Source organism: Variovorax sp. VRV01, from assembly GCF_014852545.1.
Lineage (GTDB): Bacteria > Pseudomonadota > Gammaproteobacteria > Burkholderiales > Burkholderiaceae_C > Variovorax > Variovorax beijingensis_A.
In genome coordinates this window covers 76765-93914 of record NZ_JACVBS010000019.1, presented here as the reverse complement: position 1 = coordinate 93914, position 17150 = coordinate 76765, and the positions used below count along the sequence as shown (strand labels likewise).

General features: G+C 68.2%; 17 protein-coding genes. 2 read left to right on the top strand and 15 right to left on the bottom strand.

What is annotated here, in order from left to right:
- Positions 1 to 120: 120 nt before the first annotated feature.
- The 3 genes from IB278_RS27235 to IB278_RS27225 are packed head-to-tail and all read right to left on the bottom strand — an operon-like array spanning position 121 to position 2653.
- Positions 121 to 1008 carry a 3-keto-5-aminohexanoate cleavage protein gene (locus IB278_RS27235; protein ID WP_145738725.1) on the bottom strand — a complete coding sequence of 296 codons (888 nt, stop codon included), beginning with the start codon at positions 1006 to 1008 and terminating at the stop codon, positions 121 to 123.
- Positions 1005 to 1769, bottom strand: coding sequence for an SDR family NAD(P)-dependent oxidoreductase (locus tag IB278_RS27230; protein ID WP_192326750.1), 765 nt, complete (start codon positions 1767 to 1769; stop codon positions 1005 to 1007). Before IB278_RS27230 ends, IB278_RS27235 begins: the two co-directional genes overlap by 4 nt.
- A 17-nt stretch (positions 1770 to 1786) precedes the next feature.
- On the bottom strand, positions 1787 to 2653 hold the full coding sequence (locus IB278_RS27225) for a dioxygenase (RefSeq protein ID WP_192326748.1): 867 nt from the start codon (positions 2651 to 2653) through the stop codon (positions 1787 to 1789).
- Positions 2654 to 2803: 150 nt separating this feature from the next.
- Between IB278_RS27225 and IB278_RS27220 the strand changes: the two genes are divergently transcribed.
- Positions 2804 to 3835 (top strand): LacI family DNA-binding transcriptional regulator, encoded by a 1032-nt coding sequence (locus IB278_RS27220; RefSeq protein WP_145738719.1) that lies wholly within the window; start codon positions 2804 to 2806, stop codon positions 3833 to 3835.
- Here the strand turns inward: IB278_RS27220 and IB278_RS27215 are convergent, their stop codons facing one another.
- Both IB278_RS27215 and IB278_RS27210 read right to left on the bottom strand, forming a co-directional pair.
- Entirely contained in the window at positions 3836 to 5509 is a 1674-nt protein-coding gene (locus tag IB278_RS27215; protein ID WP_192326746.1) for a hypothetical protein, read from the bottom strand.
- Positions 5510 to 5537: 28 nt separating this feature from the next.
- Positions 5538 to 5729 carry a DUF1127 domain-containing protein gene (locus IB278_RS27210; RefSeq protein WP_145738716.1) on the bottom strand — a complete coding sequence of 64 codons (192 nt, stop codon included), beginning with the start codon at positions 5727 to 5729 and terminating at the stop codon, positions 5538 to 5540.
- Positions 5730 to 5817: 88 nt separating this feature from the next.
- On the opposite strand from IB278_RS27210, the gene IB278_RS27205 reads away from it, so the two are divergent.
- Entirely contained in the window at positions 5818 to 6714 is an 897-nt protein-coding gene (locus IB278_RS27205; protein ID WP_192326745.1) for a LysR family transcriptional regulator, read from the top strand.
- 74 nt (positions 6715 to 6788) lie between these two features.
- Here the strand turns inward: IB278_RS27205 and IB278_RS27200 are convergent, their stop codons facing one another.
- The 10 genes from IB278_RS27200 to urtC are packed head-to-tail and all read right to left on the bottom strand — an operon-like array spanning position 6789 to position 17147.
- Positions 6789 to 7436, bottom strand: coding sequence for an ANTAR domain-containing response regulator (locus IB278_RS27200; RefSeq protein WP_145738712.1), 648 nt, complete (start codon positions 7434 to 7436; stop codon positions 6789 to 6791).
- 1 nt (position 7437) lies between these two features.
- Positions 7438 to 8592 carry a transporter substrate-binding domain-containing protein gene (locus IB278_RS27195; protein ID WP_145738710.1) on the bottom strand — a complete coding sequence of 385 codons (1155 nt, stop codon included), beginning with the start codon at positions 8590 to 8592 and terminating at the stop codon, positions 7438 to 7440.
- Between the two features lie 36 nt (positions 8593 to 8628).
- A complete protein-coding gene (locus IB278_RS27190) occupies positions 8629 to 10296 on the bottom strand; it encodes a nitric oxide reductase activation protein NorD (protein ID WP_192326743.1) in 1668 nt (555 codons plus the stop codon).
- Positions 10293 to 11120 carry a CbbQ/NirQ/NorQ/GpvN family protein gene (locus IB278_RS27185; protein ID WP_192326741.1) on the bottom strand — a complete coding sequence of 276 codons (828 nt, stop codon included), beginning with the start codon at positions 11118 to 11120 and terminating at the stop codon, positions 10293 to 10295. The genes IB278_RS27190 and IB278_RS27185 overlap by 4 nt, the downstream gene beginning before the upstream one ends.
- Positions 11117 to 12127 (bottom strand): alpha/beta fold hydrolase, encoded by a 1011-nt coding sequence (locus IB278_RS27180; RefSeq protein WP_145738704.1) that lies wholly within the window; start codon positions 12125 to 12127, stop codon positions 11117 to 11119. Before IB278_RS27180 ends, IB278_RS27185 begins: the two co-directional genes overlap by 4 nt.
- Positions 12128 to 12154: 27 nt before the next feature.
- Complete coding sequence (locus IB278_RS27175; protein WP_192326739.1) at positions 12155 to 13468, bottom strand: purine-cytosine permease family protein; 1314 nt, start codon at positions 13466 to 13468, stop codon at positions 12155 to 12157.
- A 43-nt stretch (positions 13469 to 13511) separates the two neighbouring features.
- Positions 13512 to 14549, bottom strand: coding sequence for an aliphatic amidase (locus IB278_RS27170; protein WP_192326737.1), 1038 nt, complete (start codon positions 14547 to 14549; stop codon positions 13512 to 13514).
- A 41-nt stretch (positions 14550 to 14590) separates the two neighbouring features.
- Entirely contained in the window at positions 14591 to 15280 is a 690-nt protein-coding gene (gene urtE / locus IB278_RS27165; RefSeq protein WP_192326735.1) for an urea ABC transporter ATP-binding subunit UrtE, read from the bottom strand.
- Positions 15281 to 15297: 17 nt separating this feature from the next.
- On the bottom strand, positions 15298 to 16065 hold the full coding sequence (gene urtD / locus IB278_RS27160) for an urea ABC transporter ATP-binding protein UrtD (RefSeq protein ID WP_099797328.1): 768 nt from the start codon (positions 16063 to 16065) through the stop codon (positions 15298 to 15300).
- A gap of 29 nt (positions 16066 to 16094) precedes the next feature.
- Positions 16095 to 17147, bottom strand: a complete 1053-nt coding sequence (gene urtC / locus IB278_RS27155) for an urea ABC transporter permease subunit UrtC (protein WP_192326734.1) — start codon at positions 17145 to 17147, stop codon at positions 16095 to 16097.
- Positions 17148 to 17150 lie beyond the last annotated feature (3 nt).

Sequence of the window (17150 nt, the reverse complement as noted above, 5' to 3'; positions counted from 1 at the left end):
TTACGCAGCGAAATTAAGGGGGAGGCCGAAGGCCGGAGGACATTCGCTTCGCCGCGTACCCCGTCGGCGGGAGCGCGCCCTGAATGCCCCACAACGCAATGCATGGAAAAAGCTTTCACGCTAGCTCCCCGCACCAGGCAGACCCAGCATGGCACGCGCCTCGCGTGGATTGGCAACCTCGCCCCCTAGGCTCAGCAGGATGTCGCGCGCCTTCGCCACCAGCTGCGCATTGCTCTCGGCCAGCACGCCCTTCTCCAGGTAGATGTTGTCTTCCATGCCCACGCGCACATGACCGCCCAGCAGCCAGGCCTGCGCGACGATCGGGAACTCCATGCGGCCGATGCCGAAGGCGCTCCAGAACGCGCCGCGCGGCAGCATGTTGCGGGCATACAGCAGCGTCTCGGGCGTGGGCGCGAAGCCGTACTTCACGCCGAGGACGAAGGTCCACATCGCGGGGCCGTCGAGCGTGCCGTCGGCAATCAGGTCGAGCGCGAGATTGATGTCGCCGGAATCGAAGATCTCCAGCTCGGGCTTCACGCCCGCCTCGCGAATCACCCTGGCCATGCGGCGCACGTTCCTCGGTGTGTTCATCACCACATCGGGGCCCGAGTTCATGGTGTTGAGATCGAGCGAGCACACGTCGGGCTTGATGAGCGCGATGTGCTCCACGCGCTTCTCGGGCGGCAGCAGCGTGGTGCCGGGCGCGGCGATCTTCGGATCGTCCTCGCTCGGAATGAAGCGCCCGCCCGGGCCGGTCGTGAGGTTGACGACCAGCTCGCGGTTGCCGCGGCGGATGCGGTCGACCACCTCGCGGTAGAGCTCGATCTCCATCGACGGCTTGCCGGTCTCGGGATGGCGCACGTGGATGTGCACCTGCGCCGCGCCGGCCTCGGCCGCGGCCAGGCATTCGTCGGCGATCTGCACCGGCGTGATCGGCAGGTGCGGCGTCTGCTCGGGCTTCACGAGGTTGCCCGTGACGGCGCAGGTGATGAGCGTCTTGGTATTCACAGGTGGCGCCCTCCATCGACCACGATGCGCGTGCCGGTGACGAAGCGCATCGTCGTCGCGAGCGCTTCCACTGCGGCCGCCACGTCGTCGGGCTTGCCGATGCGCCCGAGCGGCGTGGTGCTTGCCATCTTGTTCGCGAACTCCGCGCCGCGGCCCGGCACGAAGCCGGACTCGACCGCACCCGGCGACACCGACACCACGCGCACCGCCGGCGCCAGCGCCTTGGCCAGCGCATCGCCCACCACGTCGAGGCCGGCCTTGGCCGCGACGTACGCGAGATTGCTGCCCACGCCCGTGAAGCCCGCAATGGACGAGATGTTGGCGACGAGCCCGTCGCCGCTGTCCTTCAGCATCGGTGCGAAGGCGCGGATGGTCGCGAACACGCCGCGGAAGTTGGCGCGCAGCAGCTCGTCGATGAGTTCGTCGGTCAGCGCATCGAGGTCGCCCGCCGGAACGGGCTGCGTGTGCCCGGCGCTGTTGACGAGGATGTCGCAGCGCCCGTGCGTGGCTTTCACCTCGGCGGCCGCGGCCTGCAGGCTCGGCGTATCGACGATGTCGGCGCGGATCGCCGTGTGGCGTTGTCCGTGGGCGGAGGGCAGGGCGGCAGCGCGGGCAGCCGCATCGTCGCCCCTGCGGTGCAGCAGCACGCAGGTGGCGCCGAGTGCGGCAAGACGCACCGCCGTCGCGTAGCCGATGGCGCCAAGGCCGCCGGTGATGACGGCGACCTTGCCGTCGAGTCGGGAAACAGGATCGAAGCTCATGGGATGGAAGCGTGGGTTCAGGGGATGGGAGGACGCGGGAACTTCATCTCGCCCGGTTCGAGCTGGAAGTCGTACTGCAGCGTGGCGCTCTGGCCATCGGGCGCCAGTGCGAAGCAGCCGATCAGCCGCCGCGTCACGCCGAAGGTCGGGTCGCTTTCGAGGTTCTGGTCGTCATCGGCGAACACCTGCGTGATGAGCACCTTGTGGCCCGGCTTGCTCACCATGAAGTGCAGGTGCGCAGGCCGGTTGGGGTGGCGCTGCTGTGCGCGCAGCAGCGCGCCGCAAGGCCCGTCGGTGGGCACCGGATAGCCGGCCGGCCGCACGCTGCGGAAGTGGAAGCGCCCTTGCGCGTCGGTCGTGAAGCGGCCGCGCAGGTTCATGTCTTCCTGCGCCGGGTCCTGGTTTTCGTAGAGGCCGATCGGCGAGGCCTGCCACACGTCGACCGTGGCGCCCGCGATCGGTTCGCCCTGCGCGTCGCGCACCGTGCCCGCCACCGCGAGCGGAAGACCCGGCGTGCCCGAGCGCGCAATGCTGTCGCCGAGCGCGCAGGCCGGCGAGTTCGCGCGCCAGAACGGGCCGAGCAGCGCGGCCGGCGATTCGCCGTGCGGGTCCTGGTTGTTCTGCAGCGCCACCACGGTGGAGATACCGAGGATGTCGGCCGCCAGCACCACCTCGTTCTTCTTCTCGCCCGTGGCCTGGCCGATGGCGACGATGAATTCGAGCGCCTGCTCGAACTCTTCCTCGGTCAGCTTCACCTCCTGGACGAAGTCATGCAGGTGGCGCGTGAGCGCATTCATCACGGTGCGAAGGCGCGGATCGGGCGTGCGCTCCATGGCCTGGAGCGCGAAGCCCAGTACCGAGTCGGGGGAGGTGGCGATGTTCATGGGATGTCTCGTCGGGATGTTTGTGCAATCGTTTGCATGATCTTAGTCCAAACCGGTAGAAAGTAAAATGACCCTGTCGGCCAATATGGGAATGCGCGCAGGCGTTCCGAACGCGCAGCCCCGGCGACAATCGTTTGCACCAATCAGCCCATGAGCATCAGCCCACCTTCTTCCCCTGTGACCATCCGCGACGTTGCCCGCGCGGCCGGCGTGCATGTGTCGACCGTCTCGCGCGCGCTCAGCCCCGAGAAGCGCTCGCTGATCAGCGACGAAGTACTGCGCGTGGTGGAAGAGGCCGCGCAGCGCCTGGGCTACCGGCCCAACCGCGCGGCCTCGGCGCTGCGCACGGGCCGCACCCACACCATCGGCGTGCTGGTGCCCGACATCACGAACGCGGTGTTCCCGCCCATCCTGCAGGGCATCGAGGCCAGCGCGGCGGCGCGCGGCTACTTCGTGTTCGTCACCAACGTGGCCGACCCTGCGCTCGCGCGGCCGGTGCTCGAACGCATGCTCGCGCAGCGCGTCGACGGCGTGATCCTGGCCACCGCCACGCGCGACGATCCGCTGGTCGACTTCGTTTCCAAGGCCGGCATGACCGCGGTGCTGGTCAACCGGGCCGACGAGACCGGCCGCCTGCCGGCCGTGGTGAGCGACGACCGGCTCGCGATGAAGCTCGCGGTCGACCATCTCGTGGGCCTCGGCCACAAGCGCATTGCGCACCTGGCCGGACCGCAGAACATTCCCACCGGCGTGGGCCGCCGCCTGGGCGTGGAGCAGGCGCTGCGCGACCACCGCATGAAGCCGCTGCGCGTGGTCGAATGCGCGAGCTACAGCCGCGAGGCCGGCGCGGCCGCCATGCGGCAGATGCTCGAAGCCGGCCCGGCCCCGCAGGCCGTGGTGTGCTGCAACGACCTCGTGGCGCTCGGTGCCTACGACGCGCTGCGCCAGGCCGGCCTGCGCGTGCCGAGGGACATCTCGGTCACCGGGCACAACGACATGCCGCTGGTCGACATGGTCGACCCGCCGCTCACCACCATCCGCCTGCCGCACCGCGAACTCGGCTGGCGCGCGGCCGAGATGCTGTTCGAGGAGATCGACGGCCGCGCGATGTCGGCATCGACCGTGGTGCTGCGGCCCGAACTCGTGGTGCGCAACTCGACCGGCGCGCCGGCCGTGCGCTGATCAGCGGGGCGGGGTTTTCTTGCGCACCGCCGGCCGCCGCGGCGGCTTGGCCTCGAGCACCAGCTCGGCCGGCAGCGTGTCGTTCCACGATTCGGTGAAGTAGGCGCGGTCGCTCGGCACCAGCTGCGGCAAGGCTTCGCGCAATGCAGCCAGCGACTGCTCGGCCGCCTGCAGGTCGCCCGCGTGCGCCGCGTACCAGGCGTGCTCGAACAGCAGGCTGCAATGCTGCAGGCCCGGGTAGCGGCGCCGCCCGGCCTGGTGGTCGGTCAGCCGCGCCTGCGCCACCTCGACCCAGCGCGCCGGCCAATGGGCGGCATCGAAGGCATCGGCGAGCGGTCCGGCGAGCTGCGAGACCGCGGCCCTATCGAGCGGCTTCTGCGCACGGAACTGCGCGAGCGTGGGCTGCTGCTCGGGCCGGCAGTGGCCGCGCGCGATGCGCATCAGGTAGATCGCGTTCCAGGCCGAGCGGCCCTGGCCGTCGGTGTGGCCGCAGAGCCATTCGCTGAAGGCGATCCACTGCACGGCGCGGCGCGTGGTGTCGGCATGGCCGTCGTGCACGAGCGCCGGCAGGTCGGACAGGCCCACGCGGTCGAACAGCCACGCGGCCATGCCCATGTTGGCGGCCACGTGCTGTGCGGCGTCGAAGGAATGCGATTCGAAGGCCGCGGCCAATGCTTCGCCGAAGCGCTGCAGCGACTCTTCGGCGAGCGCTGCGGCCGTTGGCTTGTCGTCGGCGGAGAGCCCGAGCGCGCGCGAGCGGCACACCAGCGCCCACAGGTTGCACCATTCGAAACGCACGTCGGGGTGGTGCCGCAGCACCAGGCTGCGCGCCGCATCGTTCGCCATGCCACTCAGCAGCGACTGCGCGAGCGGCAGGTCGCGCGCGGTGTAGGCGCACCAGGCAGAGACGATGCATTCCATCGCGCCCAGGTAGTCGTTGCCCGCCACATGGTGCGCGAGGCGCTGCTTCTTGAGCGCCTGCAGCCGGCGGCGCGCCTGCTCGTTGTCGCCGAGCCGGCGCCACAGCATCGCCTCGTTGAGCGTGACCAGCGCGCGCTGGAAATCGGTGGCGGCCAGCGTGCCGGCCAGGCGGATCGACTCCAGCGCGCTGGCCGGCTGGCCGGCCGCGCTGCCTCCCGCCACCGGCGCCATGAGCCGGCCTTGCCGCGCCGCCTGCTGCGAGGCCACCAGCTGCTTCCAGAACGCGGCGTCCTGCAGGTGCACGGCATCGGGCGGCGGCGAGCCGGGCGCGGCCGCGCGGGCCCTGCGCGAGCGCAGCCCCAGGAAAGAAGCCACCTCGGCGGGCGTGGCTGGGCGGCCGCCCACCAGCATGCGCACGCGCTTCGCCTCGGCGGGCGGCAGCCAGAACGGACCCTGGCTGCGCCGCTCGGCGTTCAGGAAGCGCGGCTCGCGCTGCGTGTCCTCGCCCCAGCCGACCTCGATGTGCCAGGCCTTGAAGTCGCGGAACGCGCGGCTCACGACCATGCGCAGCGTGCTCGCATCGGAGACTTCGCCGCGCAGGTCGGCCAGCCGCACGAGGCCGGCTTCGGCATCGTGCGCATGCTTCATGCGCGCGAGCAGCCAGAGCGACTGGAATGCCGCGCGCTGGCCGTTGACCGATTGCGGCGAGGTGAGTTCGATGGAAAGCGGAGTGGGGGCGGCGGTTTTGGGCACGCCTCGGATTGAACCTCAAATCCGATGATCAGCGATGCCTGTCGAGCAGGCCGGGAACTTCGCTGCGACCGATGCCCAGGTCGCACAGCTCGTGGTCGCTCATGCCGGCCAGACGCTGTGCGTCCGCGCGGCTGCGGCGGCGCTCCGCGGCGCGGCGGCGCCAGCTGCGCAGGGCATGCATCAGGCGTTGATGGAAGGGCGAGTGCGTTGGCGCTGTCACGATGGTCTCCTTGTGGGAGCGCTCATCTTGCGGCGACGCATGCTATTGTGGAAGTTGAGATTTCTGACACCTTCAATCAGCATTCCTGATGCGACAGCTCAACCTCGACCAACTCCGCACGCTCATCGCCATTGCCGATCTGGGCACCTTCTCGGCGGCGGCCAAGGCGCTGCACCTCGCGCAGCCCACGGTGAGCCTGCACATCAGCGAACTCGAATCGCGCCTCGGCGCGCCGCTGGTGCTGCGCGGCGCGCGCCGGGTCACGCCCACCGCGGCAGGGGCCCTGCTGGTGGAGCGCGGCAGGCGCCTGCTGCGCGATGCCGACGACGCCATCGATGCGGTGCGGCGCCAGCACAAGGGGCTGGCCGGCCGGGTGCGCATCGGCTGCAGCACCACCAGCGTGGTGGTCGACCTGCTGCCGCCGGTGTTCCATGCCCTGCTGGAGCGCTATCCCGACATCGTGCTGACGCCCAGCTTCATGGGCTCGGAGTATTCGGTTGCCGGCGTGCTGGCCGGCACCCTGGACCTGGCCATCATCGCGCTGCCCCAGCCTGCGGTGCCGGGCCTCGCGCTGACGCCCTGGCGCCAGCATTCGATGATGGCCTTCATCCCCGCGCGCTGGCAAGCGCCGCGCCGCATCACGCCGGCCTGGCTGGCGCAGCAGCCGCTGATCATGAACGAGCCGGGTTCGCGCATGTTCGCGCTGACCATGGAGTGGTTCGCACAAGCCGGCTTCGCGCCCCGCGCGCGCATCGAGCACGACTACGACGTCGCGATGCGCGGCCTGGTGGCCGCCGGCTACGGCGTGGCACTGCTGCCCGCACCCGACGGCGGGAAGGTTGCCGACGCCGGCGAGCACGTGCAGACGCGGCCGTTGAGCCCGAAACTCACACGCCACCTGGCCATTGCGTACCGCGCGCAGGGCCCGCTGGACGGTGCCACGCAGCGCGTGATCGAGACGCTGCTGGAGTTCGCCAAGGGCTGAGCACCGGGTCGCGCTCGGCGCCGCGCAACGCGTGCTGCTGGTGTTGGTGCTGGCGGCGTTTCGCCAGCTCTGATTCAAACCTGGCCGGGCCTGCGCGCGCCGAGCGAAAGAATCTCGTTGGCGTTGACGATGGCCGCGGCGATTTCTTCCATGGTCGTGCGCTTGCTCATCGCCTGGTCGCGGATCAGGTCGTGTGCCTGCCCTTCGGAAACGCTGTGTGTCTTCATGAGAATGCTCTTGGCTTCGGCAAGCTGCCGTACACCGAGCAGCTTGGCCTCGACCTTGCGCAGGCGCCGCGCGAGCGAACGGCTTTCCTTGTGCGCCTCGCGCGCCACCACCAATGCAGAGAGCAACCCGAAGGAGCGCACCGGCGAGGGAAGCACCGCCTTGGCGCCGATCTCCAGCACGGCCTCGACGATGGTCGGATTCTCGTAGGTCACCACGGCGATGATGGCGGGCGCTTCTTCGTTCTGGGTCCATTCGAAGCGCAGGTTGATGAAGTCGGGCTGCACCGCCATGAAGGCAACGTCGATGCCCTCGGGAAGCACCTGCACCGGCGGCCAGAAGGCCTGCACCTGGCAGCCGATGCGCTGCAGCTGCTGCGTGAGCTGGCGGCCGTCTGCATCGTCAGGGTGGATCACCGCGATCTTCAGCAGGCGCAGCTCTTTCAGCTGCGGCGGCGTCATCCGCAGGGTGTGTCGCTTGGGGGCGGCGCCGTCCATCCTAGAGCTCCAGCGTATCGAGCCTGGCCGTCCAGTCGCCCAGCGAGTGAGTGACCAGATAAGGATCGGGGTACACCGCGCGCGTCGCCTGCCGAACGATGGTGAACTGCCCGTGCGCATCGACCCGCCCGATGCGGGGGTAAAGGCAGGTGTGATGGTTCGCCGGATCGATCTTCACGCGCCCCTGCGGCGCATCGAACTCGCTGCCCAGGATGTGCGGCAGGATCTCCGCAATGCCGTCGCTGCCCGATTGGCGAAACGCATTGGCGAAGATGTGCATCTGGAAATACGAGGCCTCCCAGCACAGGTTGGGCACGCAGCCATCGCCGAAGCGTTCGCGCAGCCGCGCGAGGCAGCGCCGGTTGGCGGCCGAGTCGATCGACTGGAAATACGGCGCCGCGGTGAAGTGCCCCGTGGCCACGCCGGGCCCCATCTGGGAGATCTCGGCTTCCGACGTGGTGAGGCTCGAGATCGGCATCTTCTTCGGATCGAAGCCCGCTTCCGCGTACGCGCGGTAGAGGCTCGCCGTGGAGTCGCCCACCACGGTCGAGAAGATGAAGTCGGGCTGCCTGTCGCGGATGTCGTCCATGATCGCGCGGTAGTCCTTTTCGGTGGCGTCCAGCGCCACGTAGCGCTCGCCCAGCTTCTCGCTGCCCGGGCGCTGCATCACCAGCTCGCCCATGATGCGGTTCGACTCGTAGGGATAGATGTAGTCGGAGCCGATCAGGTACACGCGCGAACCGAAGTTCGTGGTCATGAACTCGGCCAGCTGCACGCTGTTCTGATTGGGCGCGGCTCCGGTGTAGATCACGTTGCCCGAGTACTCGAAGCCTTCGTAGAGCGTGGGGTAGAACAGCAGCTTGTTCCACTTCTCGACCACCGGGATCACCGCCTTGCGGCTGCTCGACATGTAGCAGCCGAAGATTACGTTGACACGGTCCTGCACGATCAGCTTCTCGGCCAGCTGCGCGTAGCGCGCGGGGTTGGATTGCGGGTCGTAGCGCACCGCCACGATCTCGCGGCCGTCGACGCCGCCGGCTTCGTTGATTTCCTCGATGGCGAGCAGCGCGCCCTGCAGCTGCGACAGCCCGATCGTCGAGGTGACGCCGGTTTCCGAGTAAAGGATGCCAACGCGAATGGGGTCCTTGTCAGCCACGGGGGTGTCTCCTGGGTGTGTGAACCATCATTCTCCTCAGTTTGCGGCAGCCAGCCGCGCGCTCATGCGCGCGAGCCGCGCGGGCAGGCTGCGTGCGTCGTCGGCGATGCAATAGTTGCGCCAGCCGAAGATCCGGCGCACATACGCGTCGGCTGCGCCATCGACCGCGATGCAGGCAATGCGCACGCCGGCTTCGCGCGCTTCGGCGACGGCCATGCGGGCGTCTTCGATCAAGTAGCGGGGGTCGTGCACGTCGATGTCGGAAGGCGCGCCGTCGGTCACGAGCAATATCGCGCGCCGGCCTGATGGCTCGGCGCGCAGGTGCGATGCAGCATGGCGCAGTGCGGCGCCGATGCGCGTGGAGTAGCGGCCGCGCACCGCGCCGATCATGGCGCGCGAGGGCGCTTCGAGCGGCCTGCCGAAGTCCAGCAGGCGGTAGTAGTAGATCTCTGCGCGTGTGTTGGACGAGAAGCCGTGGATGGCGAACCGGTCAGCGCCGCGTGCGTTCGAGCCGGCCAGCAGCAGCGCGGCCTGCTTTTCGATGTCGAGCAGCGAACGCGCACCGCCATGGCCAGGGGCGTTCGCCGATTCCGACAGGTCGAGCAGCACCAGCACGCTGCTCGGGCGCGGCGCCTTGCCGGGGCGCATGAAGAGGCGCGGGTCGGGGCGCAGCCGCAGGCGACGGTCGACCAGCACCTCGATGGCGGCGTTCAGGTCGACGTCGTCGCCTTCCCATTGGCGGCGCAGGCGATGGGTGCGGTCGAGCTGGCGGGCGCGGAGCAGCGCGAGCGGGGTCGGGCGCTCGGTGGTGTTGCTGGCGGCCGCTGGTTGTTCACGCACCGGCAGGAGGCCCTGCCACGCCGGCAGCTTCTCGATCACCGTGCACCAGTCGGGCCGCAGGCGTTCGAGCTTGCGGTCCCATTCGGGGTAGCTGTAGCGGCCCAGCTCCAGTTCGGCGGCGCCTTCGGGCAACGGGCCATCGCCTGGATTCGCAGCATCGCCTTCCACCGACGGTGGCGGCCGGGCACCGGACCGCTGCAGCGCGATGGCTTCGTCGGGCGGCGTTTCGGTCTCGCCGAAATCCCACAAATAACTGTTGTCGTCGCGGTATGGTGCCGGCACTTCGTAGTGCTGCGGGTCGAAGCGCACGCGCATCTGGCCGAGGTCGTTGGCCAGGATCGACGCGATCGTACGGAAGGCGTCGTGGTCTTCCAGCCCCGCAGCGGCCACGGTCTCGTCGAACAGGCGGCGCGCCTTGTTGACCCAGTGGTTGTCGTCCTGCCACGCGGGCAGCATCAGCATGCGGTCCATGCGCGAGACGAGCGCCGCGAAGCCCAGGTCGAGCGGGTCGGGCGCGGGTGCGAGCGATCCGGCGAACCAGCCGTGTACCCCGGGGAAGTCGCGGCACAGCAGCCGCTCGACGCGTGCGTCCTCGATGGCGGAAACGATGGCGATGCCCATCGGCTTGAGCGTGCGCGCGGGCCGGGCGGGCCGGGAATGGCGCAGGTGCGCGACCGCATGGGCCACCATGGCGCGGCGCAGCCGCTCACCGCCGCTGCTGCCGCCGTCCTGCGCGGGGAGCAGCAGCCGCTTGCCCACCAGCACCGCTCGCGTGCCTGCGCTGCCTTCGAGCGGCTGCACCTCGATGTCGACACCCACCAGCCCGCGGGCGAGCAGGGCCAGTGCGGCGTGGCTGGCTTTCATCCGAACTGGGCAGCGACGAAGCCCTGCAGCGCACTCGCCATGTCGGGGTCGTCGGTGAGGGCACGCGTCATGGTCATCTCGCAGCTGTCGCGCGGCGGCACGCCGTCGCGGATCAGCACGCCCGCGTAGATCAGCATGCGCGTCGACACGCCCTCGTCGAGCCCGCGGTGCTTGAGCTCGCGCGAGCAGCGCGCAATGGCCACCAGCTTCGCGGCCAGGTCGAGCCCGACCGCGGCCTCGTGCGCGACGATTTCCGCTTCGAGGCCGCTTTCGGGGTAGTCGAACTCCAGCGCCGCGAAACGCTGCCGTGTCGAAGGCTTCATATCCTTCGCGCTGCTCTGGTAGCCGGGGTTGTACGACACCACGAGCTGGAAGTCGGGGTGCGCGCGCACCAGCTCGCCCTTCTTGTCGAGCGGAAGGATGCGGCGCGCGTCGGTCAGCGGATGGATCACCACGGTGGTGTCCTGTCGCGCCTCCACCACCTCGTCGAGGTAGCAGATGCCGCCATGGCGCACCGCCAGCGTCAGCGGGCCGTCATGCCAGGCCGTGCCGTTCGCGTCGAGCAGGTAGCGCCCCACGAGGTCGGAAGCCGTCATGTCCTCGTTGCAGGCCAGCGTGACCAGCGGCCGCCCGAGCGACCACGCCATGTGCTCCACGAAGCGGGTCTTTCCGCAGCCGGTCGGTCCCTTGAGGATCAACGGCATGCGGTGGCGGTAAGCCTGTTCATAGAGTGCCACTTCGTTGCCCGCGGGCCGATAGAAGGGCTCGGTCTCGATGCGGTAGCTGCCGAGCGGATCGGTGGAACGGGGCAGGGCGGCGTTCATGGCGTGGCGAGCAGTTCCCTGAGGGCGGCGTCGATGAAGCGGGTGTCGACGGGGCTGCTGCCGCCGCCTGCGAAATGGCCCCACACGCCCGGGATCGGGCGGCACTCGGCGTTCGGCATGTGCGACACCTCCCACTCGTTGTCGGCCACGGGAAAGTACAGGTCCCGCTCGGCCGGCATCACGATGGCGCGCGCCTTGATGGCGCCCAGCGCCTTCTTGAAGTCGCCCTTGAACACCGGGTTGTCGCTGATGTCGCCGTGCTGCCAGGACCACAGCATCGCGAGCAGATTGTTGGCGTCCTTCTGCAAAAAGAAGCCTTCCCAGAAGCCGACCAGGAAATCTTCGAGCGAGCTGAAACCCAGCTCGCGCCAGAGTTCCTGCATGTAGAAAGGCTGCGACAGGCCCCAGCCTGCGTACACGCGCCCCACTGCCCGCAAGCCCTTGCTCGGCGGCGTGCTGTACCAGCCGCCGTTCCACGCCGCGTCGGCCGTGAGCGCCGCCTTCACGCCCTCGAGAAACACGATGTTGTGCGGCGCCGTCTTCGCCGAACCGCAGAACGGGGCGATGCGCTGCACCATGTCGGGGTACAGGCAGCCCCACTGGTTGGTCTGCTGCGCGCCCATCGACCAGCCTGTGACGAGCGCGATGCGTTCGATGCCGAACTTCTCCGTGACCAGGCGGTGCTGCAGCCGGACGTTGTCATAGAGCGTGATGTCCGGAAAGCGCGACAGGTTGTACGGCTCGGGCGTGTTGCTGGGCGACGAAGAGAGGCCGTTGCCCAGCATGTTCGGCACGATGATGAAGTACTTCTCGGGGTCGAGCGCCATGCCCGGGCCGATCAGCCATTCGTTGTCGCGGTGCTGGCCCGAGTACCAGGTCGGGTAGACGATCACGTTGCTCTTGTCGGCATCGAGCTTGCCGTAGGTCTTGTAGGCGAGCCTGGCATTGCGCAGCGTCGCGCCGCGTTGCAGGGGCACATCGCCGAGGTCGAAGATTTCGTAGTCCATGGTCGTTGTCGCTTTCGGAAGAGGGGTTCAGTTCTTGATGGACGGCGCGGCCGCTGCCACCGGCGCGGCGCTGCCGATGTGGAGCACGAAGTAGCAGACGCCCGCCGCAATGAAGGCCGCCACGGCCGTCGACAGCTGCGGCGCCATCGTCTCGGTGGCATAGGCCACCAGCGAGCCCACGCCCCAGGCGATGAAGGCGCGCGGGCGCCAGTCGGCACCGATGGCGGCGCCGGGCCGCACGAAGTACAGGTCGGCGATCAGGATGGCGCCGATGGGCGGCACCAGGATGCCCAGCAGTGACAGCCACGGAATGAACAGCGCCCACACGTTGGCTGCGGCAACCGCGATGCCCACCGCGGCGAGCGCCACGGCGAACACGCGCATGCGCCCGTTGCCGATGCGCGACCAGCCCACGGCCGAGTTGTAGAGGCAGTGCGCGCACACCGAGCCCAGGTTGCACAGCAGGAACACGAAGGCCACCACGGCCAGCCACGGCGCGTTCTGCGCGAGCAGGTAGCCGAACATGTTGTCCAGGCCGAAGGGCTGCGGTTGCGGCAGCGCCAGTGCGGCCGTCATGACGCCGCCGACCAGCATCGCGACCAGGTTGGCCACGGGAAAGGCGCAGGCCGTGGCGATCAGCGAGCTCTTGCGGTCGGCGGCCCAGCGATTGAAGTCGGCCGTGACCGTGCCCGCGTCGATGAACAGCGCCACCACGATGGTCAGCCCGATGCCGAAGGACATCGGCAGCGCGGGCTGCGTGCCGGCGTACGACAGCACCTTGTCCCACCCCGCTGCGCCGGCCGAATGCAACGCGACCCAGCCGCCCAGCACCACGAACAGCGGCACCGACACCATGCCGATCCAGTGCAGCCCGCGAATGCCGACGAAGGTGATCCCCAGGTACAGCACGCCTGCCGCAATCGTCATCGTCAGGTAGTCGAACTTGAAGGCCGTGTGCATCAGGTTGCCCGTGATGCCGGTCTGCACCGCGTACCAGCCCAGCAGCAAGGTCGACAGCAGGCCCGAGGCGAACACGTAGCCCTTCCTGCCGAAGCTGGCGCTGGCCAGCAGCGCGAAGTTGTGGCCGCGCGCCGTGCCCAGTGCACCGAGCGACCCCACGTACGCGAACATCAGCAGGTTGCCCACGATCATCGCGAGCAGCGCGGACTGGAAGCCCATGCCCGCCACCAGGATGGAGCCGGTCATGGCCCCCGTGATGATCATCGGGAACCCGAGCCACACCATCGAGACCGAGAAGGTGCTGCGCCGCTTCGAGAGCGGAACCGGGTCGTGCTCGTACTCTTCGCCGAGTACCTTGTCGTCGAGATGCGTCTGTGTCATGGCGTACCTTTTGTGGTTGAGCGTGGAAGGGCCGGTCGCCCGGTCAGCGATGCTTGGCCGGCTCGTTTGGAATGCCGTCGATCGGGCATTCAGGCGTGCCGACCGTGCTGCGCGTGAACGACTCCACCATTTCTCTGGTGCCCTCAGGGTCGTTGATCCACTGCGTGTAGAAGTTGTAGGGGCAGGCCGCCACGCCCTTGTCGCCGTCGCCCGAATTGATGGTGCCGGTGTAGCCGCGGTGCACGAGCTTGAAGAGGTGGTTCTGCGACTGGCCGTTCTTGCGCGCGTCGCGGATCAGGCCCATCGACAGCTCGGCGTAGTTGATGCCCATTTCCTCCTCGCCGCATTCGCCGAGCGTGCGGCCGTCGAAGCCGATGAGCGCGGAGTGGCCGAAGTACGAGTACACGCCGTCGAAGCCGGCCGCGTTGGCCACCGCCACGTAGGTGTTGTTCATGAAGGCCATGGCCTTCGACACCAGGATCTGCTGCTCCTTGGCCGGGTACATGTAGCCCTGGCAGCGGATGATGAGTTCGGCGCCGCGCATCGCGCAGTCGCGCCAGATCTCGGGATAGTTGCCGTCGTCGCAGATGATCAGGCTCATCTTCATGCCCTTGGGGCCTTCGCTCACGTAGGTGCAGTCGCCCGGATACCAGCCCTCGATGGGCACCCACGGCATGATCTTGCGGTACTTCTGGACGATCTCGCCCTGGTTGTTCATGAGGATCAGCGTGTTGTAGGGCGCCTTGTTCGGGTGCTCTTCATGGCGCTCGCCGGTCAGCGAGAACACGCCCCACACGTTGGCGCGGCGGCAGGCGTCCGCGAAGATCGCAGTCTCTTCGCCGGGCACGGTGGCGGCGGTGTCGTACATCTCCTTCGCGTCGTACATGATCCCGTGCGTGGAGTACTCGGGAAAGATCACCAGGTCCATGCCCGGCAGGCCCTTTTTCATGCCGACCAGCATCTCGCCGATCTTGCGTGCGTTGTCGAGCACCTCGGCCTTGGTGTGCAGGCGGGGCATCTTGTAGTTGACGACCGCGACGCCGACGCAATCGTTGCTGCTCGAAATATCACCATGTCTCATGACGCTGCTCCTGGAGGGGGTTGAGGGAAAAACGGGAAGACTCACACGGTCAGGAAAGACCTGACCTTGTCCTGGTCGAGGCTGGCGCGCGCTTCGTCGTGCACGAGGCGCCCGCGGTCGATGACGAGAAAACGGTCGGCCAGGTCGAGCGCGAAGCTCAGCACCTGCTCCGACACCACGATGGCAAAGCCGCGCTCGGCGCGCAGCACGTTCAGCGTCTGCGCGATCTCCTTGATGATCGAAGGCTGGATGCCTTCGGTGGGCTCGTCCAGGATCAGCACCTTCGGCTCCGAGATGAGCGCGCGCGCAATCGCCAGCATCTGCTGCTGGCCGCCCGAGAGGTTGCCGGCGCGGCGCTGCTTCATGTCCTTGAGCACGGGGAAGAACTTGTAGAGGTAGTCGGGCACCGCGCGGTGGCCCGACTTCGCGGCGCCCGAGAGGATGTTCTGCTCCACAGTGAGGAACGGAAACACCATGCGCCCCTGCGGCACGAAGGCCAGCCCCTGCGCCACGCGCTGGTAGCTCGGCAGCTTCGTGATGTCGGCGCCGCTCAGGTGGATGTGGCCGCCGCGCGCGGGCAACAAACCGATGAGCGATTTCAGCAGCGTGGTCTTGCCCATGCCGTTGCGGCCCATGATGGCCACCGCTTCGTCGGGCGCGACGCGCAGCGACACATCGCGGATGACGTGCGATTCGCCGTAGGCCACGTTGAGTTCGTAGACTTCGAGCATCTGGATATCTCCTTCTCTCAATGGCCCAGGTACACGTCGATCACGCGCGGGTCGGCCTGCACCTCGGCCGCTGTGCCTTCGCTCAGCAACTTGCCCTGGTGCAGCACCGTGACGCGGTGTGCGATGCGCTTGACGAAGTCCATGTCGTGCTCGATCACGACCACCGACTTGCCGGCCGAGATGCGGCGCAGCAGGTCGCCCGTCTGCTCGCGCTCGCGCGGGCTCATGCCGGCCACCGGCTCGTCGAGCAGCAGCAGCTCGGGCTCCTGCATGAGCAGCATCCCGATCTCGAGCCACTGCTTCTGCCCGTGGCTGAGCTGCCCGGCGCGGTGGCCGAGCCGCTCGCTCAGGAAGACCTGCTCGGCCATGGCGTCGATGCGTTCGCGCACGGCGGGCGTGCGGCGAAAGGTCAGCGACTGCAGCAGGCCGTGCATGCGCGGCAGCGAGATCTCGAAGTTCTCCAGCACCGTGAGGTCTTCGTAGACCGAAGGCGTCTGGAACTTGCGGCCCACGCCGGCGCGCACGATCTCGTATTCGTTCAACCGCCCGAGGTCCTGGCCGTTGAACAGCACGCGGCCCGCGCTGGGTTTGGTCTTGCCGCACACCATGTCGAGCAGCGTGGTCTTGCCCGCGCCGTTCGGGCCGATGATCACGCGCAGCTCGTTGCGCTCGACCGAGAGGCTCAGCCCGTCCACGGCCTTGAAGCCGTCGAAGGACACGGTGAGGTCTTCGATGCGCAGGATCTGTTCGTTCGAGTGCGAGAACGCCGCCGCCGCTTGCGGCATGCCCCCGTTGGGCATCGTCATCGTGGCGTTCATGGCGCCACCTCCGCACTCCGTCGACGCATGAGCTTCTCGCCCAGGCCCGCGAGCCCGTTCGGCATCGCCCACACCACGAGGATGAACACAGCGCCGAGGAAGTACAGCCAGCCTTCGGGAAAGGTCTCCGACAGGTACGACTTGAGAAAGCCGATGAGCAGCGCGCCGATCACCGCACCGGGAATCGACAGTCGCCCGCCGACCGCCGCATAGATCACCATCTCAACCGAAGCGACCACGCCGATCACGCCCGGCGCGATCAGCCCCACCTGCAGGCTGTAGAACGCTCCGCCGATGGCCGAAAGCACTGCTGCCACCGCGAACACGAAGGCCTTCATGTGCGCCGTGTTGTAGCCGCTGAAGCGCACGCGGTCTTCCTTGTCGCGGATGGCGATCAGCAGCTTGCCGAAGCGGCTGCGCACGATGGCGAGCGACACCATCATCACCAGCGCGATGGCCGCCACCTCGACGAAGTACATCGTGCGCTTGGCCTCGTCGGTGGCGATGTCCCAGCCCAGCAGCGTGCGGAAATCGGTGATGCCGTTGGCACCGCCGGTGTCGCCCTGCTGGCCGACGACCACCACGGTGAGCGTGAGCGCCAGCGACAGCGTGACGATCGCGAAGTACACGCCGCTCACGCGTCGCTTGAAGATCGCGTACGAGAACACATAGGCCAGCACAGCAGGAATCAAGAGAATGCCCACGACCGTCCAGCCCAGCGAGTGGAAGGGCTGCCACCACGCGGGCAGCTGCTCGACGCTGCTCCACACCATGAAGTCCGGCAGCTCGGGCGCGGAGGCTTCGAGCTTGAGGAACATCGCCATCATGTAGCCGCCCAGGCCGAAGAACATGCCCTGGCCCAGGCTCAGCACGCCGCCGTAGCCCCAGGTGAGCACCACGCCCACCGCGACGAACGCGAAGGCCAGGTACTTGCTGATGAGGTTCAGGCGGAACGGATCGAGCGTGAGCGGCAGCACCACGGCCAGCAGCACCAGCACCGCCACCATCGCGCCGAGGTCGCGGGTGCGTTGAGGAGAAAGACCGTGCATGCG

Excerpts from the sequence above, each read along its gene's own strand:
- IB278_RS27170 (WP_192326737.1), bottom strand. The coding sequence starts at position 14,549 with ATGAGACATGGTGATATTTCGAGCAGCAACGATTGCGTCGGCGTCGCG.
- IB278_RS27220 (WP_145738719.1), top strand. The coding sequence starts at position 2,804 with ATGAGCATCAGCCCACCTTCTTCCCCTGTGACCATCCGCGACGTTGCC.
- urtC (WP_192326734.1), bottom strand. The coding sequence starts at position 17,147 with ATGCACGGTCTTTCTCCTCAACGCACCCGCGACCTCGGCGCGATGGTG.
- IB278_RS27205 (WP_192326745.1), top strand. The coding sequence starts at position 5,818 with ATGCGACAGCTCAACCTCGACCAACTCCGCACGCTCATCGCCATTGCC.
- urtE (WP_192326735.1), bottom strand. The coding sequence starts at position 15,280 with ATGCTCGAAGTCTACGAACTCAACGTGGCCTACGGCGAATCGCACGTC.
- IB278_RS27190 (WP_192326743.1), bottom strand. The coding sequence starts at position 10,296 with ATGAAAGCCAGCCACGCCGCACTGGCCCTGCTCGCCCGCGGGCTGGTG.
- IB278_RS27225 (WP_192326748.1), bottom strand. The coding sequence starts at position 2,653 with ATGAACATCGCCACCTCCCCCGACTCGGTACTGGGCTTCGCGCTCCAG.
- IB278_RS27200 (WP_145738712.1), bottom strand. The coding sequence starts at position 7,436 with ATGGACGGCGCCGCCCCCAAGCGACACACCCTGCGGATGACGCCGCCG.
- urtD (WP_099797328.1), bottom strand. The coding sequence starts at position 16,065 with ATGCCGCAAGCGGCGGCGGCGTTCTCGCACTCGAACGAACAGATCCTG.
- IB278_RS27230 (WP_192326750.1), bottom strand. The coding sequence starts at position 1,769 with ATGAGCTTCGATCCTGTTTCCCGACTCGACGGCAAGGTCGCCGTCATC.
- IB278_RS27175 (WP_192326739.1), bottom strand. The coding sequence starts at position 13,468 with ATGACACAGACGCATCTCGACGACAAGGTACTCGGCGAAGAGTACGAG.
- IB278_RS27180 (WP_145738704.1), bottom strand. The coding sequence starts at position 12,127 with ATGGACTACGAAATCTTCGACCTCGGCGATGTGCCCCTGCAACGCGGC.
- IB278_RS27185 (WP_192326741.1), bottom strand. The coding sequence starts at position 11,120 with ATGAACGCCGCCCTGCCCCGTTCCACCGATCCGCTCGGCAGCTACCGC.